Origin of the sequence: Martinezella tropici (genome assembly GCF_003287875.1) — a bacterium.
Classification (GTDB): Bacteria; Pseudomonadota; Alphaproteobacteria; order Rhizobiales; family Rhizobiaceae; genus Rhizobium; species Rhizobium tropici_C.
This window is the reverse complement of sequence record NZ_QMKK01000054.1, coordinates 157,168-181,848: the sequence shown is the minus strand read 5'-3', so window position 1 is coordinate 181,848 and position 24,681 is coordinate 157,168. Positions and strand designations below refer to the sequence as shown.

The following is a 24,681-nucleotide window of genomic DNA, read 5'->3' as shown; positions in this document are numbered from 1 at the left end:
TTTCAATCTAAGGAGAGCCAATGCCTGCCAGAGCTGCCTATTCCATTCCGCAACGCATCCTTCACTGGCTCATGGCGCTGCTGATCTTTTTCAATCTCTTGTTTCCTGACGGGATGAACGCGTGGCGGCGTCTGATCCGCAACGGCCAGACGCCCTCATCAGCCGATATTGCCAGCGCCAATATCCACGCCTATGCCGGCATTGCTGTCCTGTTGCTCGCCGTCCTGCGCCTTGCAGTCAGATTTTCGTCCGACGTCCCCGCTACGCCGGATGGCCAGCCTGCCTTCCTGCACTACCTTGCGCAGCTGACACATGTCCTGCTCTATGTGCTGATCTTCGCGATGCCGCTGTCGGGTATAGCAGCCTACTATCTGGGGATCGATACGGCGGCATTCGTTCATGGCGGACCGATCAAGTCCCTGCTCTGGATCGTCGTCGTCCTTCACATCCTCGGCGCGCTCGTCCAACACTTCTATTTCCGATCGGACGTGCTGCGACGCATGACGATCGGCTGAATTGCCCGCGAGATTGGTGGCCTATGCTTCCAGACCGCCAAAATGCTTCTCAAAAGAGAACAGCGCGGTCGGCAATGCGCTTCCGCCTTGGAGCGCCAGATCGGCGAGAATCTCGCCGACCACGCTCGTAAATTTGAAGCCGTGGCCGGAACAGGCCGACGAGACCATCACATTCGGCTGTCCCGGCATTTGATCGATGAGGAAATCCTCGCTCGGCAGCATGGTGTAGCGGCAGGTGGTCGCTCGCACGCGAAACGAGGCGGCATTCGGCAGGCGCTTGCGGGCGAAGCTATCGAGCAGATCGGTGTCGGCGTCATTGACCGGCGGATTGGGCATGGTCGGGTCGATCGGCTCCCGGAAATGGGCGTGGCGACCGATTTTCACGCCATCGACGCCGATCGCCGGAAAGCCGAAATAGGAACCTTCGGCGCCTTCATCCTGCAGGAAGCAGGGCATGCGCTGCGGCTCGGCAACAAAACCATCCCTCGGCTGATACCACGCGACCACCTGCCGGATCGGCTGAGCATGCGCCTTCAGCTGCGGCACGAGCTCGGCAATCCATGCGCCCGTTGCGACGATCACCTTGCGGGCGCGATATCGCCCTGTCGAGGAAACGACGGTGACACCCGTACCATCAGGATCGATCGCGACAACGCGCTCGCCGAAATGCAAAACAGCACCATCTTCCGCCGCAAGCTTCAAATAGCCCATGATCGCCGCTTCAGGCCTGACATAGCCGCCCTGCGGATCGAGCACGCCGACCTCCCCTTTTTCCAACGTAAAAGCCGGAAAACGACGGTTCATGGCGTCGCGGTCGAGTACTTCGTACGGCAACCCATGCATGTCACAGGAGGCGCGCGTGCCGCTGACGATCTTGCTGTCGGGCGTGCCGATCTGCAGGACGCCCGTAACAGTCAGAATCTCGGCCCGCAGCCTCGCCTCCAGCGCGCGCCAGTTTTGATAGGCACGCTCCAGCAGCGGCACATAGGACGGATCTTCGAAGTAGCCGAGGCGGATCAGGCGGCTGTCGCCATGCGAGGAGCTGAGGGAATGAGCGGGGAAATGTGCCTCGATCCCGATCGCCTTTGCGCCGCGCGCTGCGGCGAAAGACAAGGCCGCACTTCCCATTGCGCCGAGGCCGACGACGGCAAGGTCGAATTCCGCAGTCATTTCATGCTCCAGTTTCATCTTCCGCAGGCGGCGCGATCTTGGCGATCATGCCTCGTAAGGCTTCCATATCCGCATTCAGCGGACGATCGTCGCCATAGATGGGCACGCAGGAACGAGCGGCCGCATAGATATGCTCGGTTCCTGGCGCCCGCGTGCCCTGCGAGGTGAGAAAATCGTGCGCCTGCGCCGCCGCCATCAGTTCGATCGCCAGGATGTATTCCGCGTTATCGAGGATCGCGAGCAGCTTGTTGGCCGCCGCCGTGGGATGGGCCAGGAAGTCTTCCTGCAGGCCGGAGGTCAGGCCGCCGTCGAGCGAAGCAGGAGCGGCGAGCCGCCGGTTGTCGTTGCTCAGCGCTGCAGCCGTATATTGCGCGATCATGAAACCGGAATGGCTGCCGGCGTCGCTCGCAAGGAACGGCGGCAGGCCGCTGACCAGCGGATTGACGAGGCGATCCGTCCGCCGCTCGCTCATCGCCGATATCTGCGCGATCGCGATAGCCAGACTATCGGCCGCCTGGCCGAGGGCGGGGGCAACGGCATGGGCTTCGGAGGAGACGACGGGCTTTTCAGGTGTACCCGAAACGGCTGGATTATCCGTGACTGAAGCCAGTTCCTGATCGACGATATCGGCCGTCTGCTCGAAGACATCCCAGGCTGCGCCATGGGCATGAGGCACCGATCTCAGGCTCAAGGCATCCTGCGTGCGCCGTCCGAGAGCGGCAGCAATGAGGCCGCTGCCATGCAGACGGCTACGAAGCCTGCGCCCGACCTTGGCGATGCCAGCCGATGGGCGCAGCGCCAATACTTTCTCGTCGAAAGCCGCCATCTGGCAACCTGCGGCTTCCAGGGTCAGCGCGGCGATGGCATCGGCCCAATCGAGCAGGCGTTCGGCACGAGAGACAGCAAGCGCCGACAATCCGGTGGCGCAGGCCGTGCCGTTGACGAGGCTCAGGCCTTCCTTGGCGCCGAGCACCAGGGGGCTCAGGCCGATTGCGGCGAGTGCCTCGGCACCGCTCATGGATGTGCCCTTCACGATAGCCCTTCCCTCGCCGATCAGGACGAGAGCCGCATGGGCGTTATGCGTGAGATAACCGGCGGAGCCCTTGGACGGGACTTCCGGAATGCAGTCATGCTCGAGAAACGCAGCCAGATGCCTGACGATTTCGGGCCTCACGCCGGAATGGCCATGGGCGAAATTGGCGATCTGCGCCGCAATGATCGAGCGCACCTCTCGGACCGGCAGCAATGGGCCGACGCCACAGGCGTGGCTCAAGATGATGTTGCGCGAGAGCCGGCTCTGGGAATCGCGATCGACCACGGTATCGGAAAGCGCACCGACACCGGTATTGACGCCATATGCGCGCACGCCCGTTTCGACGATGCGCTCGACGATGCGGCTCGCCTCGACAACGCGATCCCAGGCGGCATCGGAAAGGGAAAGCGGCTCGCCGCCGCCGACGCGTGCGACGTCGCGCCAAGATAGCGGCCTATCGATCGTGACGGTCATTGCCCGTTTCCGAAATGGCCGATGAACTGGCGGAAAGCCGGCGAGGCGCCGCCGCCGAACATCTCATCCGGCGTGCCGGTGCTTTCGACAAGCCCTTCCTTCATGAAGACCACGCGGTTGGAGACATTGCGGGCGAAGCTCATCTCGTGGGTGACGACCAGCATGGTCATGCCTTCTTCGGCAAGGGCGCGCATGACGCGCAGCACTTCGCCGACGAGTTCCGGATCAAGCGCCGAGGTCGGCTCGTCGAACAGCATGACCTTCGGCTTCATGGCCAGCGCGCGGGCAATCGCCGCGCGCTGCTGCTGGCCGCCGGAGAGATGGGCGGGATAGGCATGGCGCTTGTCGGCAATGCCGACCTTTTCCAGCAGCACTTCGGCCTCGGCAATGCACTCAGCGCGGGGACGCTTCAGGACATGAACCGGCCCCTCGATGACATTCTGCAGGATCGTCATGTGAGACCAGAGATTGAAGCTCTGGAAGACCATGCCGAGTTCGGAACGAATATGATCCACCTGCTTATGGCTCGCCGGATAGCTCCTGCCATTCTTGTGGATCATGCGGATCTGCTCGCCATCCACCCAGATCTCGCCATCCGTGGCAATTTCGAGAAGATTGATGCAGCGAAGGAAAGTCGATTTGCCCGAACCGGAAGCGCCGAGCAGCGAAATCACATCGCCATCCTGCGCATCGAGGGAAATGCCGCGCAAGACCTCATGGGTACCGAAGCTCTTGCGGATGTTGCGGACGGAAAGTCGGGTGACACCTGGCATGATTTGCCTGCTCCAGTAAGCTTTAGGCCTTCAACGCCGGCGGAATGGCGCGGCGATGGCGGGACAGAGAATATTCCAGCAGGGCCATGGCCTGCAGAATGATGAAATTCAGCACGAGGTAGATGATCGCCGCGCAGATGAAGACCTCCATCGTGCGGTAGGTCTGCGAGATCAACCGCTGGGCAACGCCCGTGACCTCCCAGACCGTGACGAGGCTCGCAAGCGCCGTCGACTTCATCATCAGCACGATCTCGGTCAAATAGGCCGGCAGCGCGTGCCGGAAGGCGATCGGCGCGATGATGCGGCGCACCAGCAGGAAGCCTGACATGCCGATCGAACGGGCGGCTTCGATCTCCTTCGGCGAAACGGCACGGATGCCGCCGCGGAAGATCTCGGCCGAATAACCGGCGGTGCAAAGCGCCAGCGACAGGATGGCGCAGACGACCGGCTCACGCAGGAAGGGCCACAGGAACGAATAGCGGATGAGCGAGAATTGCGCCAAACCGTAGAAGACCAGGAACATCTGGATCAGCAGTGGCGAGCCGCGAAACACGAAAATATAGCCCTTGGCAAAACCGGAGAGAATCGGATTGCCGCTGACGCGCATGGCGACGATGACGAGCGCCAGAATGCCGCCGCAGAGGACCGACAGGAAGAAGAGAAGCAGCGTCATCGGCACCGCCTTCAGCAGCGTGACCATCGTGCTCGCAAGGAAATCGAAATCCATACCGTCCTCCTCAAGCCTGGCCGATGGTCGCGGCCGGCATGCTGCGATTGGCGCGCCGTTCTGCCCTGTTGAAGATGCGATCCGACAGGCTGGTCAGGACCAGATAGAGAATGCCGCCGGCGATGAAGAAGAGGAAGTACTGGCGGGTAGAGCCGGCAGCCACCTGGCTGGTGCGCATCAATTCGGCGAGGCCGGTCACGGAGATCAGCGCGGAATCCTTGAGGCTGAGCTGCCAGACATTGCCAAGGCCGGGAATGGCGAAGCGCAGGACCTGCGGAATGATGATCCGCCGCAGGCGCAGTCCGCGATGCATGCCGATCGCGGATGCTGCCTCAAGCTCGCCCTTGGAAATGGCAAGATAAGCGCCGCGAAACACTTCGGCCTGATAGGCGCCGGAAATAATGCCGACGGCAAGCGCGCCCGCGGCAAAGGATGGCAGGCCGAGAAAGCCTTCATAGCCAAGCCATTTACCGATCGACGTCACCGCCGATGAACCACCGAAATAGATCAGGTAGATGATCAGAAGTTCGGGAACGCCACGGAAGACGGTGGTGTAGATATTGCCGAGCGTCTTCAGCACCAGACTTCCGGAGAGCTTCGCGAAAGCGATTATCGCGCCCAACACGGCTCCGATGATGAGGGCCGTCGCCGTGACCGCTAACGTCATCAAGGCGGCGACGAGCAGCAGCGCGCCCCACCCGTTCGAGCCGAAGCCCAGCAATTGCAAGCTTGCCATAGATCCAATCCCTATCCGTGGCAGTTTCAGGCGTCAGGATGATATCATACGGTCCCCGGCCGCAAAGCCGGAGACCGATGATGTGGCCCGAGGGCCGCGCTCATCAATTCGGGCTGACGTCGACCTTGAACCACTTCATCGACAGGGTCTTGATGGTTCCGTCGGCAAGCGCGGACTTGATCGCCTCGTTAAACTTGTCGCGCAGGTCGGTATCCGCCTTGCGGATGCCAAGGCCTTCGCCTTCACCCCAGATGGAACCGGCGATTTCCGGGCCGGTGAAGGCGAGCGAATCGTTGGCGCTGGCAAAGGCGTTCGCAAAGTAGACGGCATCGTCAAAGCCGAGATCGATGCGGCCGTTCTGCAGGTCGAGATCGCGGTCGGCGCCTGTCTTGTATTCGCGGATCGTGGCGACCGAACCGAAATTGTCGTAGATGAACTTGGCGTAGACGGTTGCCGCCTGAATGCCGATCGTCTTGCCCTTGAAGGCTTCCTTCAGCACATCGATTTCCTTGACGCCAGTCTGGCCGGGGGTCATCTTGATCGTGGTGCCGGTGCCGGCGGCGTTGGCCAGCGGGCTATCCTTGGCGGTCGCAAAAGCGGCAGGCGTTGCAGCATAAGGAATGGTGAAGCCGATAACCTGCTTGCGCTCGTCGGTGATCGACAGCGCATCCATGATCACGTCGAACTTGCCGGCGTTCAGCGCCGGGATCATGCCATCCCAATCGGAGGCGACGAGCTTGCAGTCGATCTTGGCGCGTTCGCAGAGAACCTTGGCGAGTTCCGGCTCGAAGCCGCCGAGTGTGCCGTCGGCATTCGTCATGTTCCACGGGGCGTAGGCACCTTCCAGGGTAATCGTCGCCGTCTTCCAGTCCTTGGCGAAGGCCGGCGCGGCGAAAGCGGCGGCAGCCACGACGCCCGACAAGAGAATTGCACTGAATTTCATCGTATAGAGCTCCTCTGAGGTTGAAACAGGCCTTGCAGCACTTCCTACCGATCTTCGCCGGCTTGCCCGCTTTCCCAATGAAATTTTAGGATTGATTGCGAGGTTGTATAGGGTACCATATGAGATAATTTATGATATGCAAGTGGGAAAGTTGTTTTCGAGGCAAATTCACTCGGTGCAAAGGGAATAGGCAATGAAGCGCTCCGGCGAGATGAAACGCGAACTGGCGGAAAACGACGCCGCGCCTCTCTATGCCGGCGTCAAGCAGATGATACTCGATCGCATTCACAGCGGCGAGTGGCCGCCGAAATATCGCGTCCCCTCCGAAAACGAGCTGGTCGTCGAACTCGGCGTCAGCAAGATGACGGCCAATCGGGCGCTGCGCGAACTCGCAAACGAGGGCGAGCTGGTACGCATTCAGGGCGTCGGCTCCTTCGTCGCCGAACGCAAGGGCGCATCCGCCCTGTTCGAGGTGCGCAATATCGCCGAGGAAATCGCCGAACGTGGCCATTCCCACCAGGCAACGGTGATCGTACTGGCTCGCGAGGCCGCATCGCCCGATGTCGCTGATGCGCTGGAACTCGACATCGGTTCACCGGTTTTTCACTCGCTGATCGTCCATAGCGAGAATGGGGTGCCGGTCCAGATCGAGGATCGCCATGTCCATCCGGAGGCCGCTCCCGACTACCTGCAGCAGGACTTCATTGGCATGACGCCGAACGCCTATCTTTCGGCGGTCGCGCCCTTGAGCGGCTCTGAGCATGTGGTCGAAGCCGTGATGCCGCAAGCCTGGGAATGCAAGCTGCTGACCATCCTGAAAACCGAACCCTGCCTGACGATCCGCCGTCGGACATGGTCGGCGCGCGGCGTCGTTTCCACGGCACGGCTGGTTTATCCCGGAAACCGTTATCGACTGGAAAGCCAAAGCAGCAGGTCTTCGGATCGCTAAGTTGTATATGGAAGCTATACCATTCTTCCGCTCGAAAGCGGCGATCCGTCGATTGTTGCACTTTATTTGAGGTGGAGGCCTACGAGATCTGCTGCATGAGCTTTACGAACAGGCAGGGCGTAGGTGAATAGGCTGAGGTCCGTGCGAAAGCATAACAACACATGCGGCGAGTTTTCAATCGCGGCGCAGCGTCCCGCCACTTATAGGCGAATCATAGGCTGCTGAGCAGCAGGCTGGTTTCGCTGTTGGCGACGCCGTCGATCATCCGCACTTCGCGCAGGACCCGGTCGAAGTCCGAAAGGCTGGCGGCTCGGATATTAGCCACCAGGTCCCAATTTCCGTTGGTCGTATGCAGCGAATAGATCTCGGGCAGACCGCGCAGCCTGCGGATGACCTGGGTCGTCGACTTGCCGACGACTTCGATCATCATGACGGCGTGGACAGTCTGCTCTTCATAATCTTCGCGCACCCGCACGGTGAAGCCGAGAAGCGTACCCGTATCGATCAGCCGGTCCAACCGGTTCTGCACCGTACCGCGCGCGACACCCAAGGCATCCGACAGCTTGGAGAGGGAAGCGCGGCCATCGGCGCGCAAATGCGCTATGATGCGCCGATCGAGATCGTCCGGAATATATTTAGCAAGCGCCATTGCGTGATCCCGTTCTGCCTTTTTCGTCAAAAATACTAGGCAATTCGTATAAACTAATACCAGAACTGACACAGTTTTGCGATTTCAGTCAATCGATCCGCTTGTTACCCTATGCAAAACAACTGCATCGAGGACATGACGATGACCGCACCGCTTCCTTCGGAAAAAGCCTTCATTCCCTTCGTCAGCGTCGAGAATATGATGCGGCTCGTCCATCATGTCGGCATTGAAACCATGCTGGTCGAACTCACCGACGCCATCGAGGCCGACTTCCGTCGCTGGGACCTCTTCGACAAGACTCCTCGCGTCGCCTCCCATTCGCATGACGGCGTCATCGAGCTGATGCCGACCTCCGACGGAGCGGTCTACAGCTTCAAATATGTGAACGGCCACCCGAAGAACATGGCTCAGGGCCTGCAGACCGTCACTGCCTTCGGCCTATTGGCGGAAGTCTCGACCGGCTACCCGGTGCTACTGACCGAAATGACGCTGCTGACCGCCCTGCGCACGGCAGCGACCTCGGCCATGGCGGCTCGCCATTTGGCACCAGCCAATTCGCGCTGCCTGACCCTGATCGGCAACGGCGCGCAGGCAGAGTTTCAGGCTCTGGCAATGAAGGCGGTGCTCGGCATCCAGGAAGTCCGCCTTTACGACATCGATCCGAAGGCGACGGAAAAAACCGTGCGTAATCTCGGCAAGACGGGCCTGCGGCTCGTGCCCTGCACCTCGGCCCAGGCCGCCATCGAAGGCGCCGACATCATCACCACGTGCACGGCCGACAAACAGTTTGCGACCATTTTGACCGATAACATGGTCGGCGCCGGCGTGCACATCAACGCCATCGGCGGCGACTGCCCGGGCAAAACCGAGCTTCACCGCGACATCCTGCTGCGCGCCGACACCTTCGTCGAATATCCACCGCAGACGCGCGTCGAAGGCGAGATCCAGCAGATGAATCCGGACTATCCCATCACTGAACTCTGGCAGGTCGTCGCCGGTAGGGCGCAGGGCCGCAGCAGTGAGCGGCAGATCACCCTATTCGACAGCGTCGGCTTTGCGATCGAGGATTTCTCCGCCTTGCGCTATGTGCGCGAGAAGCTGAAAGGCACGGACTACTTCCAGAAGCTCGATATTATTGCCGATCCGGACGACCCGCGCGACCTCTTCGGCATGCTGCTGCGGGCCGGCTGAGAAAATCGATGGCGATCGCATTCGTGACCGCCATCGAATTCATCCATTCATTGCCCTGGACGCTTCAGCCCCTGCTGGCCGACGCAGCCAGTTTCGGTTCCTCTACCCTGCCGCTCAGCGAGAAGGCGAGCAGTGCCGACAGCAGCATCAGCGCCCCGACGATGAACATTGGCAATTGGTAAAGGCCGGTCGCATCCTTGACCGCGCCGGTGATATAGGGCGCGGCAAAGCCGGCGATGTTGCCGATCGTATTGATCAGGGCGATGCCTGCCGCGGCCGCTGGCCCGGTCAGAAAGCGCGACGGAATGGCCCAGAAATTCGGCAGGGCGGAAAAGATCGCACAGGCCGTCAGCGTGATCATGACGATCGTCGCTTCAGGCGAGCCCATATAGAGCGCGGCCGGAATGCTGAATGCGCCGATCAGAGCCGGAATGCCGATATGCCGCGGCCGAACGCCACGCCTGGAGGCATCGCGGCTCCAGAAGAACAGCGCAACCGCCGCCGGCAGGTAGGGAATGGCCGTGATCAACCCCTTGTCGAAGACATCGAATTTGGTGCCGAACTTCGCCTCGAAACCGGCAATGATGGTCGGCAGGAAGAAGGCCAGCGCATAGAGGCCGTAGATCAGGCCGAAATAGATCACCGACAGCAGCCACACGCGGCCATCCGTCAGGGCGAGACCGGTCATCTTGCCATGAGCGGCCACCTTGGCCTTTTCCTCGCCGGCAAGCTCGCGGTTCAACCAATCCTTTTCCGCCTGCGTCAGCCACTTGGCGTCGTCGGGTCGATCCGCGAGATAGAACCATGCGACGATGCCGATGACGATGGCGGGAACGGCAACGCCGAAGAACATGACGCGCCAGCCTTCCAAGCCGAAGAGACCGTGCATCTGTATGAGCATCGCCGCAAAGGGCGCGCCGATGACCGTTGTCAGCGGCTGGGCGAGATAGAACAATGCCAGGATCTTGTTGCGGTGCTTGGCGGGCACCCACATGCTTAGGAAAAGGATCGCGCCCGGAAAGAAGCCGGCTTCGGCAACGCCGAGGAGGAAACGCAGCACGTAGAGCTCCGTCGCGCTCGATACCCAGGTGAACAAGAGCGCCACGATGCCCCAGCTCACCATGATGCGGGCAAGCCAGCGGCGGGCGCCATATTTGTGAAGCGCCAGATTGCTCGGAATCTCCAGCACGATATAGCCGAAGAAGAAGATGCCCGCCGCGAAGCCGAACTGCGCCGCCGTCAGCGCCAGATCCGTCGTCATGCCGTTCGGGCCGGCAAAGGAAATTGCGGTACGGTCAAGGAAGTTGATGAAGAACATCAAGGCGATGAACGGCACCAGCCGCTTCGATACCTTTGATATGGCCGAGCGTTCGACCTGTGACATTTCCTGATTAGCAGGCTGCAATAGAAATCCTCCCCAGTCCTGAAATTCCTCCGCAGCGCAGCGATCAGCTTGCGTCGCTGACAGAACGGAAACTCCGATTTCCCCTCCAGTCCCTGCCTTCAGCCGCATGCGCCTTCGAATGACCTTGATCTCTAGCGGTATGGACAAGCCGCAAGCAAACGATTTAATCTCCTTGTCATGTGAGTAAAAATCACATCACATTATCGCAGGACTGGACAATGAGCGGCCCTCTTCCATCGTTGAATGCCCTGAAGGCTTTCGAAGCGACCGCGCGGCACAGATCGATGACGCTGGCTGCCGACGAGCTTTGCGTCACGCACGGCGCGATCAGCCGGCACATTCGCGGTCTCGAACAGGCTTTGGGCGTCATTCTCGTCAACCGCCGGGCCCATTCCACCGAGCCGACGCTAGAAGGGCTGCGGCTGGCCGAGGGGCTGGCAAGCGCCTTCGGCTTGATGCAGGCGAGTGTCGAGCGTGTTCGCCCCGGTCCGCTGACGCTTTCCTGCTCCTCATCGATTATGATGGGATGGATCATTCCCCGCATCGGTCAATTCCACGAGCGCCATCCCCACATCGCCCTTCAATTCAACATGAACTACGATCAGGTCGATTTCGTCCGGGACAAGATCAGCCTCGCAATCCGCTCGAGCGTCATCGAACCGCCGAAGGATGCGATCATCCGCGAATTGGGCGGGGAGGCGATCGGCCCGGTCTGCTCGCCGGAGTATCTGAGCCGCTCCGGCATTCTTTGCCCAGGAGACATGGAGAATGCGGCGCTCCTGTCCACGCGCACGCGTCCCCAGGCCTGGAGCGACTGGCAGGCGATTGCGGGCAGAACGGATCTGCGGCTCGTGTCGCAATCCGCCTTCGACCACTTCTACCTACTGATCCAGGCTGCCGCCTGCGGTCTCGGCATTGCCGTCGTCCCGCAGATGCTGGTGCTCGATCAGCTTGCCTCGGGGCGGCTGGTGGCGCCATTCGGTTTCCTGCCTGGACCCCGACGCATGGTGCTCTGGATCGCCCCGCACATTGCAGGCAGGCCAGACGCATTGGCGCTCGAGCGATGGCTGACGGCCGAGATGCATGCAAGGCCGGACACCTGACGGCCTTAGCCTGAAAGACATTGAAACCAGCGGAATTCTGGCGGCCGAGCTGAACGGTCAGGTCAATATCAGCCGCTTCTTCAGCGCGGATTTTTCGGCCGCGTCGCAAGCACATTGCGGATCGAGAAGCTCGAATGGATTCGCAGCACGCCCGGCATGGTCGAAAGAATATCCTTGTGGATGCGCTCGAAATCGCCGGGATTGGCGACCTCGACGCGCAGAAGATAATCGGATCCGCCCGTCATCAGGAAACACTCCTTGATCTCCGGATGCTTGCGCACCGCAGCCTCGAAACGATCGAGGTGATCCTCCGTCTGCCGCTCGAGCGTGATGTTGATGATGACTGCGATCGCGGCTTCCGCCTGGGAGGTATCCACCAGCGCCGTATAGCCTCTGATGACACCAGCCTGCTCCATGAGCTTGATGCGTCTGAGGCAGGCCGACGGCGACAATCCCACCTCTCCCGCCAGCCTTGCATTGCTGACGCGGGCATCGAGCCGAAGCAGGCGGAGAATATTGCGGTCGATCGCATCGAGAGCCGGCATGTGAATTCTTTCAAAAATTCGCAGTTCGTTTCAATATCTACGCAACTACACAATAATCAATCGCTGTTTGATAGGCAATTTCGCGATCATTTCAATAATCTGCACTTGAACAGCGAGGGCGGACATGGACGGCATAACGGATTTGCGGGCGCCAAAATCGGCGATCGACAGCGGGGCTTGTGGTTATCTGACGATTGATCTGGCAGCCCTTTGCCGGAACTACGACAAACTGTCCGCGGCCGTCGCACCGGCGTGCACAGCCGCTGTCGTGAAGGCCGACTCCTATGGGCTCGGCGCCAATCAAGTGTCAAAAGCGCTCTATGCGCGCGGTTGCCGGCATTTCTTCGTCGCCCACTTCATCGAAGCGCTACGGCTGCGTCCGCAACTGCCCGGCGACGCCACAATCTTCGTGCTGAATGGCCTGCTGCCCGGCAACGAGGCAGCATGTGCCGATGGCGGCATCGTACCTGTGATCAATTCGCTCGATCAGCTGCAGCAATGGGGTGGTATCGCATGCGCGCTTCAGCGCAGGCTGCCGGCGGTTCTGCAATTCGATACCGGCATGTCGCGGCTTGGCATACCCCCTGAAGACAGGGCCGCCGTCGCTGCCCATCTGCAGACATCCGACGATCTCGACATCCTGTTCGTCATGAGCCATCTCGCCTCCGCCGACGAAGCCGACAGCCGGCAAAATGCCGATCAGCTTGCCGAAATGCGCCGCGTCGCAGCGGAATTCCCGAGCTACGATATCTCCTTTGCGAATTCCGGCGGCATCTTCCTCGGTGGCGATTTTCACGGCGTGTTGGCACGGCCGGGCATCGCCCTCTACGGCGGTGCGCCGACACGCGGTGTCGCCAATCCTATGGAAGTCGTCGTCCGGCTCGATGTCGCAGTGGTGCAGACCCGAACCGTCCCGGAAGGCGCGCGTGTCGGCTATGGCGGCGTGCATGTCACGAAAGGCCGGACCCGGCTTGCGACGATCGCTGCCGGCTATGCCGACGGCCTGCCGCGCAGCCTCAGCGATCGCGGCGCGGTCTACTATGATGGCGTGCGCCTGCCGATCGTCGGTCGCGTGTCGATGGACAGCACGACAATCGATATCAGCGCCCTGCCCGAAGGCGCGCTCACCTTCGGCAGCATGGTGGAAGTTCTCGGAGATCATCAAACCGTGGATGATCTTGCACACGACGCCGGCTTGATTTCCTATGAGATCCTGACCAGTCTCGGCCATCGCTTCCACCGTCAATATCGCTGACCTTCCCATCTCTCGAGTCTCTGAGGACATCATGAAAGTCGTCGTTCTGGGTGCCGGCATCATCGGCGTGACGTCAGCCTATCAGCTTGCCAAGGCGGGCCACGAAGTCACGGTCATAGACCGACAACAGGGGCCGGCGCTGGAAACGAGTTTTGCCAATGCCGGCGAAGTCTCCTTCGGCTATTGCTCGCCCTGGGCGGCACCCGGCATTCCCGCAAAGGCGATCAAGTGGCTGTTCATGAAACATGCCCCGCTCATTTTGCGACCGAAGGTCGATGCCGCCATGCTCTCCTGGATGGTCAGGATGTTGTCCAACTGCACGTCGGAACGCTACGCGATCAACAAGAGCCGGATGCTGCGCCTTGCCGACTATAGCCGCATCTCGCTGGCTCAGCTTCGCCAGGAGACCGGCATCGCCTATGACGAGCGCATGCAGGGCACGCTGCAGCTGTTCCGCACGCAGCAGCAGCTCGATGCATCGGCCAAGGACGTCAAGGCTCTTGCGGCCGACGGCATTCCCTATGAGGTACTGGATCGCGACGGCTGCGTTCGTGTCGAACCGGCGCTCAAGCACGTTCGCGAGAAGATCGTCGGCGGCCTGCTGACGCCGAAGGACGAGACAGGCGACTGCTTCAAATTCACCAATGCGCTTGCTGCGAAGACGATCGAGCTCGGCGTAAAGTTCCAATACGGCACGATGATCAAGGGGCTCGACGCTGAGGGCGGTCAGGCGCGCGCCGTCATAACCGATCGCGGGCGAGTGGATGCGGATGCGATCGTTGTTGCGCTTGGCAGCTATTCGCCACTCCTGCTGAAACCGCTCGGCATCAGCCTGTCCGTCTATCCGGTCAAGGGCTATTCGCTGACGATCCCGATCACCGATGCCTCGCGCGCACCGGAATCGACCGTCATGGACGAAACCTACAAGATCGCCATCACCCGGCTCGGCGATCGCATCCGCGTCGGCGGCATGGCGGAAATCTCCGGCTATACCAATGATCTTGGCCTTGCGAGGCGCCGGACGCTTGAGCATTCCGTGACCGATCTCTTCCCCGGCGGCGACGTTGCCAAGGCCTCCTTCTGGTCGGGCCTGAGGCCGATGACGCCGGACGGCACGCCGGTCATCGGACCGACGAAGGTCAAGGGGCTTTATCTCAATACAGGTCACGGCACGCTGGGATGGACCATGAGTTCCGGCTCGGCGCGCGTCATCAGCGATCTCGTCAGCGGCCGCAGGCCTGATATCGACGCGACGGACCTCGCCATCAGCCGCTACGCCTGACACGCAGGCTCGCGCATAAGCGCTCCAGAAAAGCGGCGGGCTGATTGCCCGCCGATTTCGATCAATGCCGCGGGATTCGTGGCAGGAAGATCGTGAATAATCCCAACAACGGCAGATACGAGCAGAGCGTATAGACGAAGGGGATGCCATGCGTGTCGGCAAAATCTCCGAGAGCAGCAGCCCCCAGTCCGCCCGCGCCGAAAGCGAAGCCGAAGAATATGCCGCCGATCAGTCCGACACGGCCGGGGATCAGCTCCTGCGCAAAGACGACGATCGCCGGGAAGGCCGAGGCAAGCACGAGGCCGATGACGACAGTGAGGACGCAGGTCCAGAACAGGTTCGCATAGGGCATCAGCAGCGCAAACGGGATGACGCCGAGGATCGAGAACCAGATCACGAAACGCGCGCCCAGACGGTCGCCCACCGGACCGCCCATGATCGTGCCGACGGCGACCGAGCCAAGGAAGAGGAACAGCATCAGCTGCGCATCGCGGACATCGAGATGGAACTTGTCGATGACGTAGAAAGTGAAATAGCTCGAAATGCTCGCCATATAGACGTTCTTCGTCGCCGTCAGCAGGATGAGGATGGCGAGCGCCCACATCGCCCTGTTGCGCGAAATCGGCAGAGCGCGGCTCGGCGCGGGACGCGCCGACTGCTGGCGACGGTGATTGATGAACCAGTTGCCGACCCAGCTCAGAACAATGAAGCCGATGACGGCCAGCACCGAAAGCCAGGCGACACTCTTCTGGCCATGCTGGAGGACGAAGAACGCGGCAATCAGCGGTCCGATGGCCGAGCCGGCATTGCCGCCGAGCTGGAACAGCGATTGCGCCAGGCCGTGGCGCCCGCCCGAAGCGAGACGTGCAACACGCGACGCCTCCGGATGGAAGACGGCCGAACCGAAGCCGATCAGGCTCGCGGCGATCAGGAGCACGCCGAAACTGCCGGCATAGCCGAGCAGCAGCAGACCTGAAAAGGTGCTGACCATACCGACCGGCAGCGAGTAAGGCATCGGCCATTTGTCGGTGACGATGCCGACCACCGGCTGTAGCAGCGAAGCGGTGATCTGGAACATCATCGTCAGCAACCCGATCTGCACGAAATCGAGCGCATAATTCTCTCTGAACATCGGATAGAGCGATGTCAGAAGCGACTGCATCGTATCGTTCAGCAAATGGCAGGTGCTGACCGCCATAACGATCGATATCGTCGTCTTTTCATATCGGGCCTGTGTACCCGAGAATGCCGCAACCATGGGAGATTCCTCGCCTGTGTCGGCTGCCTTGCCGACCATATTGTTTCTTCCGCCTTTAACACGGCTTGCGTGTGTCCTTCTTTCGTGTTCTGGTCCAATAGTTTCTCGATCGGGCCAAAATGGAAAAGCTATCGAAACAGTTGCTGGCAACCCTCGACAATGACCATGTGCAGAACATGCGCTGGATGGAGGAATCGCCCGCGGATGTGCTTGTCCATAGCGCCGAGCCGCCGCAGGGCTATACCGTTCCGTGGCACCATCATCGCCGCACCCAATTGCTGTGCATCTTTGCCGGCGTCGCCCTGATCATGACGGCGCGCGGCCGCTGGATGGTCCCGCCCGGTCATGCCCTTTTCATCCCTGTCGGGCTGGAACATTCGATCGAGATCCTGAGCGATGTCAGCATGAAATCCGTCTACGTGACGCCACGCGGCCAGCCGCCGAAGGATGAGGCACCGCGCGTCGTCGAAGTCACGGATCTCGCCCGCAGCCTGCTGTTGGAAGCTATTCGGCTGCGGGAGGCACCGGTCAGTCATCGAAAGGCAAGGCTGGTCCTGTCTCTGCTCGTCGAGGAAATCGCGACGCTGCCGGAACGGCCCCTCGGTCTCCCCTTCCCGTCCGACCGTCGGATGGCCGCGCTCTGCCGCGACTATCTGTCCAATCCGTCGCCCAACGCCAGACTGGACGATTGGGCCGAGAAGCTTTCGGTGAGCCGCCGGACGTTCACACGGCAGTTTCGCAAGGAAACCGGCATCAGCTTCACCACATGGCGCCAGCAGGCGAGCGTCTTTGCCTGCCTGCCGCAGCTCGCCGAAGGCCAGCCCGTCACCAATGTCGCGCTCGAAGCCGGCTACGAGAGCGTGGCCGCCTTTACCACCATGTTTCGCCGTATGCTCGGCACCTCGCCGCGCAGCTATATGGCCAGCCGCTGGACCTTTGAGCGGCAATCGGCGTGAACGCTTCCCCTTGAAATGATGCTGCGCTTCCGGCAAACAGCGCTGAAGAGCGAGGGCAAAGCATATGCGGCACATCCATATCGTCGGTATCGGCACGGGAAACCCCGAACATCTGACCGTGCAGGCGATCAATGCGCTGAACGCGGCCGATGTTATCCTCATCCCCAGCAAGGGCGCGGCCAAGAGCGAGCTTGCCGACGTCAGACGCGAGATCTGCCAGCGCTATGTCACCAATCCAGCCACGCGTTATGTTAGCTATGACGTGCCCTCGCGCCAGACCGCGGACCGCAGCTATGTGCAGAGCGTCGACGACTGGCATGACGCGATTTCCGCGACCTATGAGCGGCTGTTTCTGGAACACCTGACGGAGAGCCAAAGTGCTGCCTTCCTCGTCTGGGGCGATCCGTGCCTTTATGACAGCACCTTGCGCATTCTCGAGCGCGTGGTCGCACGCGGCAAAGTCGCTCTCGATTACAGCGTTGTACCCGGCATCACCAGCATTCAGGCGCTGACGGCAAGCCATCGCATCCCCCTCAATCTCGTCGGCAAGCCGGTGCAGATCACCACCGGCCGGCGGCTGGCTGAAAGCTTCCCGGGAATTGTCGAAACGGCCGTCGTCATGCTCGACGGCGAGCAGGCCTTCAGCAAGATCGACGACCCCGATGCCTATATCTATTGGGGCGCCTATCTCGGCACGAAGGACGAGATTATCATCGCCGGCAGGCTGGCGGAGGTTTCCGAGCGCATTCTTGCGACCCGTGCCGAAGCCCGCGCGCGGCACGGGTGGATCATGGATATCTACCTCATGCGCAAGGGACAGGATTTCGACGATCGCGACTAAGGTGCGACTAAGAGCCCGTCGCCAAAACGTTTGCCCGCCGATCCGGATTGTGCAAGGAAATGTCCCTTATGAAGGGCAGTTTTATGGTTGCGGCCGATGCTGAGACGATGACGGGTCACACGTGCCTCTCACAGGAGACGGCCGATCATGACCCTTTGGCATCATCACCCCTGCCCTCCATGGTTCGCGGCGCCTGCCCCTCCTTGAGCGCACCGATGCAGACGGGCGACGGGCTGCTCGTGCGCCTGCGGCCATCGACGCCAGGTCTGACGGTTGCCCAGTGTCGCGCTCTGGCCGAGGCCGCTCAAAGGCACGGAAACGGTCTGATCGAAATCACGGCGCGCGGCAATCTTCAGCTGCGCGGAATGACGCCGGACAGCATGGCCGGACTGGCTGCCGATATCGATCGTGCCGACATCGTGCCGGAGAGCGGCATTGCGATCGAAGTTCCGCCGCTCAGCGGCCTCGATCCATCGGAAATCGCTGACGCGCGCTTGCTTGCCGAACGTTTGCGGAGCGCGATTGATTCAATCGATCCCAAGCCGCTCCTGGCTGCCAAGCTTGCCATTATCGTCGATGGCGGCGGCCAGCTGGTTCTCGATGAACTCTCGGCGGATATCAGGCTGAAGGCCGGCGACGGCCGCCAACTGTGGAGGCTCGCGATTGCCGGAACACAGGCGACGGCCACGCCGCTTGCCGACTTGACCGGCGACCAAGCGATTCCCGGTGTCATAACGCTGCTGAAAACCTTGGCCGCAATCGGACCCCGCGCCCGGGGTCGCGATCTGGATGCCGCGTCACTGCAAGCACAATTTCCCCTCTCTCCGGACCTCGCCAGCAGAGAAACCATCCGGCCGGCCCCTGCCGTGGGCGTCATCCCGCTCGATGGCGAACGCTCCGTGCTCGGACTGCGCCCCGCCTTCGGTCAGATCTCCGCACAGTACCTCATTCGCTTTCTTGGCATCGCGGAGGCAGCGGGTGTCCGTGAAATCCGGACGGGACCGGAACACAGCCTGCTGCTGCTTGGCCTTCCACTTGTTCGGATCGAAAGTATCCAGACTGCCGCAGCCGCTTGCGGCTTTCAGACACGCATCGACGATCCGGCTAATTATGCAATTCCCTGTGCCGGCGCCGGCGCATGTGCTTCCGCATATTATGCGACGAGAGAGGCCGCCGCCGATCTGGTCGAAGTGGGGGCGGACCTGCTTGACGGCTCACTCAAGGTGCATTTGTCCGGCTGCGCGAAAGGCTGTGCCCATCCCTCCCCGACAATGCTCACCATCGTCGGGGCTGCGACAGGCTATGCTATTGTCGTAAATGGGTCATCATCATCGGAGCCCGTGGCTTACATCCATAAGGAAGACCTGAAATCGGCGCTGGCTGCGCTCGGGGAACTGGTAAGGGAACACAAAGCTGCTGGCGAATCGGCGCAGCAGTGTCTTAAACGGCTTGGCCGGGACGCAATCGCGACGGCTTTACGACAGGGATAGAAATGCCTGATTATGACTATATCCGCGAAGGGGATGCGATCTATGAACGCTCCTTCGCGATCATCCGCAGCGAAGCCGATCTCCAGCGTTTCCCCGAAGCCGAGGCCGATGTCGCAATCCGCATGATCCATGCCTGCGGACTGGTGGAAGCAGCAGAGCATTTCCTGTTCTCCCCCGATTTCGTCGCATCCGCCCGCAAGGCGTTGTCTGGCGGCGCGCCGATTTTCTGCGATGCGGAGATGGTTGCCCGCGGCGTGACCCGCGCCCGGCTGCCGGCCGCCAACGAGGTGATCTGCACCTTGCAGGATCCGCGCACGGCGGAGATTGCGAAGTCCATCGGCAACACGCGCTCGGCCGCTGCCATGCATCTTTGGACAGACCGTCTTGCCGGCTCGGTTGTCGCCATCGGCAACGCCCCGACCGCCCTTTTCCACCTTCTGGAAATGCTGCGCGATGGCGCGCCCAAACCAGCCGCGATCATCGGCATGCCCGTCGGCTTTGTCGGCGCGGCGGAATCGAAAGATGCACTTGCCGAGAACTCCTACGGCGTTCCTTTTGCCATCGTGCGCGGCCGGCTGGGCGGCAGCGCCATGACGGCAGCCGCCCTTAACGCTCTCGCGAGGCCGGGCCTATGAGCGCACCATCCAATGGAAGCCTGATCGGCGTCGGCACCGGCCCCGGCGATCCCGAACTGCTGACGGTCAAGGCCGTCAAGGCTTTGGAGCGCGCCGATGTCGTCGCCTATTTTGCCAAGCAGGGCAAAGGTGGCAACGGGAAAGCGATCGTCGGCGAGTTTCTGAGAACAGACGTAAAGCTGCTGCCGCTCTACTATCCGGTCACGACCGAGATCGACAAGGACGCGCCGGAATATCTCCGTCAGATTACCGCCTTCTATGACGCCTCAGCCGAAATGGTAGCGGCACACTTGCGGGAAGGAAAGACGGTTGCTGTCCTCAGCGAAGGCGATCCCCTGTTTTACGGCTCCTACATGCATCTGCATGTCCGCCTTGCCGATCGCTTCCCGACCGAGGTCATACCAGGCGTGACGGCGATGTCCGGCTGCTGGTCGCTCGCCGGATTGCCGATGGTGCAGGGAGACGACGTGCTCTCCGTGCTCCCCGGAACCATGGCGGAAGCCGAGCTTGCCCGCCGCCTGGGCGACACGCAGGCCGCCGTCATCATGAAGGTCGGCCGCAACCTGCCGAAGATCCGCCGCGCGCTCGATGCTGCCGGCCGAGTGGAGGAAGCGATCTATGTTGAGCGCGGCACGATGGCGAACGGTGCCATGACGCCTCTTGCCAGCCGCGATGATGCCGAAGCGCCCTATTTCTCCCTTGTGCTGGTTCCCGGCTGGGAAAGCCGGCCATGAGCGGGCGTCTTTATGTGATCGGCACGGGCCCCGGCAATCCCGCGCAGACGACGCCGGAGGCATTGGCGGCCGTTGCCGATGCCCATGAATTCTATGGGTATGGCCCTTATCTCGACCGCCTGACGCTGCGCAGCGACCAGATCCGTCAGGCATCCGACAATCGCGAGGAGCTGGACCGCGCCAAGGTGGCGCTGCAGCGGGCGGCAGCCGGCGTCAATGTCTGCGTTGTTTCCGGTGGCGATCCGGGCGTCTTTGCCATGGCAGCTGCCGTTTGCGAGGCGATCGACCACGGCCCGGCTGACTGGCGTGCGGTGGACCTAATCGTCGTGCCCGGTATCACGGCCATGCTTGCCGTTGCGGCCCGCATCGGCGCGCCGCTCGGGCATGATTTCTGTGCAATTTCGCTATCGGACAATCTGAAGCCTTGGCCGCTGATCGAAACCCGTCTCCGCGCCGTCGCCGAAGCGGGCTTTGTGATCGCGCTCTACAATCCGATCAGCAAGGCGCGGCCCTGGCAACTCGGCACGGCCTTCGAGATTGTGCGGGACATTTTGCCTGCGGACACGCCAGTCATTTTTGGCCGGGCCGCCGGCCGGCCGGACGAGCGCATGACGGTGGTGCGGCTTGGCGATGCCGAGGCGTCGCAGGCGGATATGGCGACTTGCGTCATCATCGGCTCGGCCGAAACCCGCGTCATTGCCCGCGAAGGACGCCCGGATCTGGTCTATACGCCGCGCTTCATCAGGGAAGAGACGAAATGATCGATCCGATCGAGCGCAGCCTCCACTGTTTCGACCACTGGCAAGCCGGCAGTCTCCGCGCGCTCGACCATAATCACCTTGATTCCGAGCTGCCTTGCCGCCTCGATCTTCCCGTAGGTCGCGTCACCGCCGCTGTTCTTGGCGACGACCACCTCGATTGCGTGGCGTCGCAGCATCTCCAGCTCACCCTCCAGGCGGAACGGACCCCGGCTGTGGATGTAGCTGACGTCAGGTACCGTCAGCGGCGGCTCGACGGGATCGACGCTGCGGACCCAGTAATGATGATGCGGCGCCGCATTCGCCTGATGCGCCTCCTGCCGGCCGGTCGCGAGGAAGACACGCAAAGGCTTGGCGCCAAGTGCAGCGATGGCTTGCGAAACGCTATGTACGGAAAGCCAGTCGTCGCCTTCGACCGGCATCCACGCGGGACGGCGCAATGCAAAGGCCGCCACAGCGCATTGAGTGGCCGCCTGGGCAGCATTGGCGGAGATGCGGGCCGCGAAGGGATGGGTGGCATCGACCACCAGATCGATCTTTTCATCGCTGACATAGCGGGCAAGCCCCTCTGCGCCACCGAAACCGCCGCTGCGCACCGGAACGGGCTGCGGCGCCGGATCGGCAGTCCTGCCGGCAAGCGACAGGACAGTGTCGAGATCAGCGCGCGAGGCAAGGGCTGCCGCCAGCGCGCGGGCCTCGGTCGTACCGCCGAGGATCAGAATGCGGGCCTTGCCCATGGCTGAGACACCTTCAATTCAACGCTGGCTCACTCTTATCGGCATCGGCGAAGACGGTCTAGCCGGCATCGGCGACGAGGCCAAACGGCTGATTGCCGCAGCGCCTATCGTCTTCGGCGGAGCGCGTCATCTCGAATTGATGGGTCCTGTCATCACCGGAGAGACCCAGACGTGGCTCTCACCATTCGAAAAATCCGTCGAGACGCTGCTTGCCCGGCGCGGTGAGCCGACCGTGGTTCTTGCCTCCGGCGACCCGTTCTTCTACGGCGTTGGGGCGACGCTTTCACGACGCGTTGCGGCTTCTGAAATGACCGTCATTCCGGCGCCCTCCTCCTTCAGTCTCGCCGCATCGCGCTTCGGGTGGCCCTTGCAGGACACCACGGTTCTGTCACTGCATGGACGGCCCATCGATCTCATCCGGCCGCATCTGAACCCAGGCCGTAAGATCCTGGCGCTGACATCCGATGGCAAAGGTCCTGCCGAATTGGCCGTCCTGTTGCAAAGTTCAGGGTTTGGTCAATCTCGCCTCACGGTTCTGGAGGCGCTGGGCGGCCCGAATGAAAAAATCTCTCGGCAGAGCGCGGCCGAGTTTTCCCTCTCCGGTATCAACGATCTCAATATCTGTGGCATTGAAGTCAAAGCCGACGCCGGCGCGCGGATTTTATCGCTGAGTACGGGCCTCGCCGACGAGCTTTTCGAGCATGACGGGCAGATCACCAAGCGGGAGATACGCGCAATCACGCTATCCGCGCTGGCGCCACGTTATGGTGAGCTGCTCTGGGATATCGGCGCCGGGTCCGGTTCGATCGGCATCGAATGGATGCTGGCCGATCCATCGCTACGCGCCATTGCCATCGAGGCTTCCGTTGAACGCGCCGCTCGAATACGCCGAAACGCAGCGAATTTCGGTGTACCGGGCCTGACCGTTGTCGAAGGCGAGGCGCCGGCTGCTCTTACCGGCCTGCCGGCACCGGATGCGATTTTTATCGGCGGCGGCGGCAGCGATGCCGGCGTGCTGGAGGCCGCCATCGGCCAATTGAAAAGCGGCGGCAGGCTGGTCGCCAATGCCGTCACGACCGAAATGGAAACCCTTCTGCTGACCGAACAGGCACGCCGGGGCGGTTCGCTGATCCGCATCGATATAGCACGCGCCGCGCCCGTCGGCCGCATGACCGGCTGGCGGCCGGCCATGCCAGTGACGCAATGGTCGTGGATCAAGCCATAATTCAGAACGAGGTAGAGCGATGACAGTGCATTTCATTGGCGCAGGCCCAGGAGCCGCCGACCTGATCACGGTGCGCGGCCGCGACCTGATCGGAAAATGCCCGGTCTGCCTCTATGCCGGCTCTATCGTCTCGCCGGAACTGCTGCAGTATTGCCCGCCGGGCGCGCGCATCATCGACACTGCACCGATGTCGCTTGACGAAATCGAGGCGGAGTATCTGAAGGCTGCAGCCGCCGGCGAAGATGTCGCGCGCCTGCATTCCGGCGACCTCTCGGTCTGGAGCGCGGTTGCAGAGCAGATTCGCAGGCTTGAGCGGCATGGCATCGACTATACGCTGACCCCAGGCGTTCCCGCTTTCGCGGCTGCCGCCTCGGCGCTCGGCCGCGAACTGACCATACCAACCGTCGCGCAAAGTCTGGTTCTGACCCGCGTTTCCGGCCGTGCCTCGCCCATGCCGAATAACGAGACGCTGGAAAAATTCGGCGCCACCGGCGCGACGCTCGCGATCCACCTGGCGATCCACGCGCTCAAAGACGTCGTCGAGGATCTGACGCCGCTTTATGGCGCGGACTGCCCGGTTGCGATCGTCGTCAAGGCATCATGGCCCGATGAACGGATCGTTCGAGGCACGCTTGCCACGATCGAGGCAAAGGTCGCCGCCGAACCGATCGAGCGCACCGCGCTGATCTTCGTCGGTCCATCACTTGGCGCCAGCGATTTCCGCGAAAGCTCGCTTTACGACCCGGCCTACCAGCGTCGTTTCCGCGGCCGGCAATAAAGCCGGACACCGTTGCAAATCGCCTCGAAATTTCCTCTAGTCGATACCAACCGCTGCGTGGAACGAGGATCAGGATATGCAACGCATAACCATCACCATCGATGACGATCTTCTGGAGACGATAGACAAGATCAGCGCGCAGCGGGGCTATGCCAGCCGCTCGGAAACCTTGCGCGATCTCGTTCGCGACGCCGTCACGCGCGCGCAGCCGACGGTTGACGGGGAGGCCAGATGCTATGCGACGCTGACCTATGTCTATGAACACGAAACCCGCGACCTGTCGCGCCGGCTGACGACGGCGCAACACCACCACCATGATCTTTCAGTCTCGACGCTTCATGTCCATATCGACGGGCATGATTGCCTCGAAGTTTCCGTGCTGAAGGGCAAGGCGGAAGAGGTAATGACCTTCGCAGACAGTGTGATCACGCAGCGCGGCGTGCGCTTCGGGAACCTGCACATCATCCCAACGGACCATGCCGGGGAGCACTCCGAAACCCATTCGCATGACTGAGCGAG

General features: G+C 61.6%; 26 protein-coding genes. 15 read left to right on the top strand and 11 right to left on the bottom strand.

Annotation, left to right across the window (positions count from 1 at the left end):
* Positions 1-20 precede the first annotated feature (20 nt).
* On the top strand, positions 21-515 hold the full coding sequence (locus tag DQ393_RS26155; RefSeq protein ID WP_112344613.1) for a cytochrome b: 495 nt from the start codon (positions 21-23) through the stop codon (positions 513-515).
* Between the two features lie 21 nt (positions 516-536).
* Here DQ393_RS26155 and solA read toward each other — a convergent pair whose 3' ends face one another.
* From solA to DQ393_RS26125, 6 genes are all read right to left on the bottom strand, one after another.
* Complete coding sequence (gene solA, locus DQ393_RS26150) at positions 537-1,685, bottom strand: N-methyl-L-tryptophan oxidase (protein ID WP_112344612.1); 1,149 nt, start codon at positions 1,683-1,685, stop codon at positions 537-539.
* A gap of 1 nt (position 1,686) precedes the next feature.
* Positions 1,687-3,192, bottom strand: coding sequence for an HAL/PAL/TAL family ammonia-lyase (locus DQ393_RS26145; protein WP_112344611.1), 1,506 nt, complete (start codon positions 3,190-3,192; stop codon positions 1,687-1,689).
* Complete coding sequence (locus DQ393_RS26140) at positions 3,189-3,965, bottom strand: ABC transporter ATP-binding protein (RefSeq protein WP_112344610.1); 777 nt, start codon at positions 3,963-3,965, stop codon at positions 3,189-3,191. The genes DQ393_RS26145 and DQ393_RS26140 overlap by 4 nt, the downstream gene beginning before the upstream one ends.
* 22 nt (positions 3,966-3,987) lie before the next feature.
* Positions 3,988-4,692: an ABC transporter permease gene (locus DQ393_RS26135; RefSeq protein ID WP_112344609.1), complete on the bottom strand. Its 705-nt coding sequence runs from the start codon at positions 4,690-4,692 to the stop codon at positions 3,988-3,990.
* A gap of 10 nt (positions 4,693-4,702) precedes the next feature.
* Positions 4,703-5,428, bottom strand: coding sequence for an ABC transporter permease (locus DQ393_RS26130; protein WP_112344608.1), 726 nt, complete (start codon positions 5,426-5,428; stop codon positions 4,703-4,705).
* Between the two features lie 103 nt (positions 5,429-5,531).
* A complete protein-coding gene (locus DQ393_RS26125; protein WP_112344607.1) occupies positions 5,532-6,371 on the bottom strand; it encodes a transporter substrate-binding domain-containing protein in 840 nt (279 codons plus the stop codon).
* 193 nt (positions 6,372-6,564) lie between these two features.
* On the opposite strand from DQ393_RS26125, the gene hutC reads away from it, so the two are divergent.
* Entirely contained in the window at positions 6,565-7,320 is a 756-nt protein-coding gene (gene hutC / locus DQ393_RS26120) for a histidine utilization repressor (RefSeq protein ID WP_112344606.1), read from the top strand.
* Between the two features lie 211 nt (positions 7,321-7,531).
* Here the strand turns inward: hutC and DQ393_RS26115 are convergent, their stop codons facing one another.
* The gene (locus tag DQ393_RS26115) at positions 7,532-7,969 is read right to left on the bottom strand and encodes an Lrp/AsnC family transcriptional regulator (RefSeq protein ID WP_112344605.1); all 438 of its coding nucleotides are present in this window, start codon (positions 7,967-7,969) and stop codon (positions 7,532-7,534) included.
* A 141-nt stretch (positions 7,970-8,110) separates the two neighbouring features.
* On the opposite strand from DQ393_RS26115, the gene DQ393_RS26110 reads away from it, so the two are divergent.
* On the top strand, positions 8,111-9,160 hold the full coding sequence (locus tag DQ393_RS26110) for an ornithine cyclodeaminase (RefSeq protein WP_112345176.1): 1,050 nt from the start codon (positions 8,111-8,113) through the stop codon (positions 9,158-9,160).
* 64 nt (positions 9,161-9,224) lie between these two features.
* Here DQ393_RS26110 and DQ393_RS26105 read toward each other — a convergent pair whose 3' ends face one another.
* Positions 9,225-10,544 (bottom strand): MFS transporter, encoded by a 1,320-nt coding sequence (locus DQ393_RS26105; RefSeq protein WP_112344604.1) that lies wholly within the window; start codon positions 10,542-10,544, stop codon positions 9,225-9,227.
* Positions 10,545-10,783: 239 nt separating this feature from the next.
* On the opposite strand from DQ393_RS26105, the gene DQ393_RS26100 reads away from it, so the two are divergent.
* Positions 10,784-11,668, top strand: coding sequence for a LysR substrate-binding domain-containing protein (locus DQ393_RS26100; protein WP_112344603.1), 885 nt, complete (start codon positions 10,784-10,786; stop codon positions 11,666-11,668).
* 80 nt (positions 11,669-11,748) lie between these two features.
* On the opposite strand, the gene DQ393_RS26095 is transcribed toward DQ393_RS26100, so the two are convergent.
* On the bottom strand, positions 11,749-12,213 hold the full coding sequence (locus tag DQ393_RS26095) for an Lrp/AsnC family transcriptional regulator (protein WP_112344602.1): 465 nt from the start codon (positions 12,211-12,213) through the stop codon (positions 11,749-11,751).
* A 124-nt stretch (positions 12,214-12,337) separates the two neighbouring features.
* Between DQ393_RS26095 and alr the strand changes: the two genes are divergently transcribed.
* Together alr and DQ393_RS26085 are read left to right on the top strand one after the other, a co-directional pair.
* On the top strand, positions 12,338-13,468 hold the full coding sequence (gene alr / locus DQ393_RS26090) for an alanine racemase (RefSeq protein WP_112344601.1): 1,131 nt from the start codon (positions 12,338-12,340) through the stop codon (positions 13,466-13,468).
* A gap of 31 nt (positions 13,469-13,499) precedes the next feature.
* Complete coding sequence (locus DQ393_RS26085; RefSeq protein ID WP_112344600.1) at positions 13,500-14,750, top strand: D-amino acid dehydrogenase; 1,251 nt, start codon at positions 13,500-13,502, stop codon at positions 14,748-14,750.
* Between the two features lie 61 nt (positions 14,751-14,811).
* On the opposite strand, the gene DQ393_RS26080 is transcribed toward DQ393_RS26085, so the two are convergent.
* The gene (locus DQ393_RS26080) at positions 14,812-16,008 is read right to left on the bottom strand and encodes an MFS transporter (RefSeq protein ID WP_112345175.1); all 1,197 of its coding nucleotides are present in this window, start codon (positions 16,006-16,008) and stop codon (positions 14,812-14,814) included.
* A gap of 119 nt (positions 16,009-16,127) precedes the next feature.
* Here DQ393_RS26080 and DQ393_RS26075 point away from each other — a divergent pair, with 119 nt between their 5' ends.
* The 6 genes from DQ393_RS26075 (at position 16,128) to DQ393_RS26050 (ending at position 21,425) form a co-directional block, all read left to right on the top strand.
* The gene (locus tag DQ393_RS26075) at positions 16,128-16,964 is read left to right on the top strand and encodes an AraC family transcriptional regulator (RefSeq protein ID WP_112344599.1); all 837 of its coding nucleotides are present in this window, start codon (positions 16,128-16,130) and stop codon (positions 16,962-16,964) included.
* Positions 16,965-17,028: 64 nt separating this feature from the next.
* Complete coding sequence (gene cobF / locus DQ393_RS26070) at positions 17,029-17,805, top strand: precorrin-6A synthase (deacetylating) (protein WP_112344598.1); 777 nt, start codon at positions 17,029-17,031, stop codon at positions 17,803-17,805.
* A 68-nt stretch (positions 17,806-17,873) separates the two neighbouring features.
* Entirely contained in the window at positions 17,874-19,295 is a 1,422-nt protein-coding gene (cobG, locus tag DQ393_RS26065) for a precorrin-3B synthase (protein WP_112344597.1), read from the top strand.
* 2 nt (positions 19,296-19,297) lie between these two features.
* On the top strand, positions 19,298-19,930 hold the full coding sequence (locus DQ393_RS26060) for a precorrin-8X methylmutase (RefSeq protein WP_112344596.1): 633 nt from the start codon (positions 19,298-19,300) through the stop codon (positions 19,928-19,930).
* The gene (locus tag DQ393_RS26055) at positions 19,927-20,664 is read left to right on the top strand and encodes a precorrin-2 C(20)-methyltransferase (protein ID WP_112344595.1); all 738 of its coding nucleotides are present in this window, start codon (positions 19,927-19,929) and stop codon (positions 20,662-20,664) included. The genes DQ393_RS26060 and DQ393_RS26055 overlap by 4 nt, the downstream gene beginning before the upstream one ends.
* The gene (locus tag DQ393_RS26050; protein WP_112344594.1) at positions 20,661-21,425 is read left to right on the top strand and encodes a precorrin-3B C(17)-methyltransferase; all 765 of its coding nucleotides are present in this window, start codon (positions 20,661-20,663) and stop codon (positions 21,423-21,425) included. The genes DQ393_RS26055 and DQ393_RS26050 overlap by 4 nt, the downstream gene beginning before the upstream one ends.
* On the opposite strand, the gene DQ393_RS26045 is transcribed toward DQ393_RS26050, so the two are convergent.
* Complete coding sequence (locus DQ393_RS26045) at positions 21,389-22,159, bottom strand: cobalt-precorrin-6A reductase (RefSeq protein ID WP_112344593.1); 771 nt, start codon at positions 22,157-22,159, stop codon at positions 21,389-21,391. The two genes, DQ393_RS26050 and DQ393_RS26045, sit on opposite strands and share 37 nt — an antisense overlap.
* Between DQ393_RS26045 and cbiE the strand changes: the two genes are divergently transcribed.
* The 3 genes from cbiE (at position 22,158) to nikR (ending at position 24,676) form a co-directional block, all read left to right on the top strand.
* Entirely contained in the window at positions 22,158-23,384 is a 1,227-nt protein-coding gene (cbiE, locus tag DQ393_RS26040) for a precorrin-6y C5,15-methyltransferase (decarboxylating) subunit CbiE (RefSeq protein WP_112344592.1), read from the top strand. The two genes, DQ393_RS26045 and cbiE, sit on opposite strands and share 2 nt — an antisense overlap.
* Before the next feature lie 19 nt (positions 23,385-23,403).
* Entirely contained in the window at positions 23,404-24,162 is a 759-nt protein-coding gene (gene cobM / locus DQ393_RS26035) for a precorrin-4 C(11)-methyltransferase (RefSeq protein ID WP_112344591.1), read from the top strand.
* 76 nt (positions 24,163-24,238) lie between these two features.
* On the top strand, positions 24,239-24,676 hold the full coding sequence (gene nikR, locus DQ393_RS26030; protein WP_112344590.1) for a nickel-responsive transcriptional regulator NikR: 438 nt from the start codon (positions 24,239-24,241) through the stop codon (positions 24,674-24,676).
* The last annotated feature ends 5 nt before the right edge of the window (positions 24,677-24,681 follow it).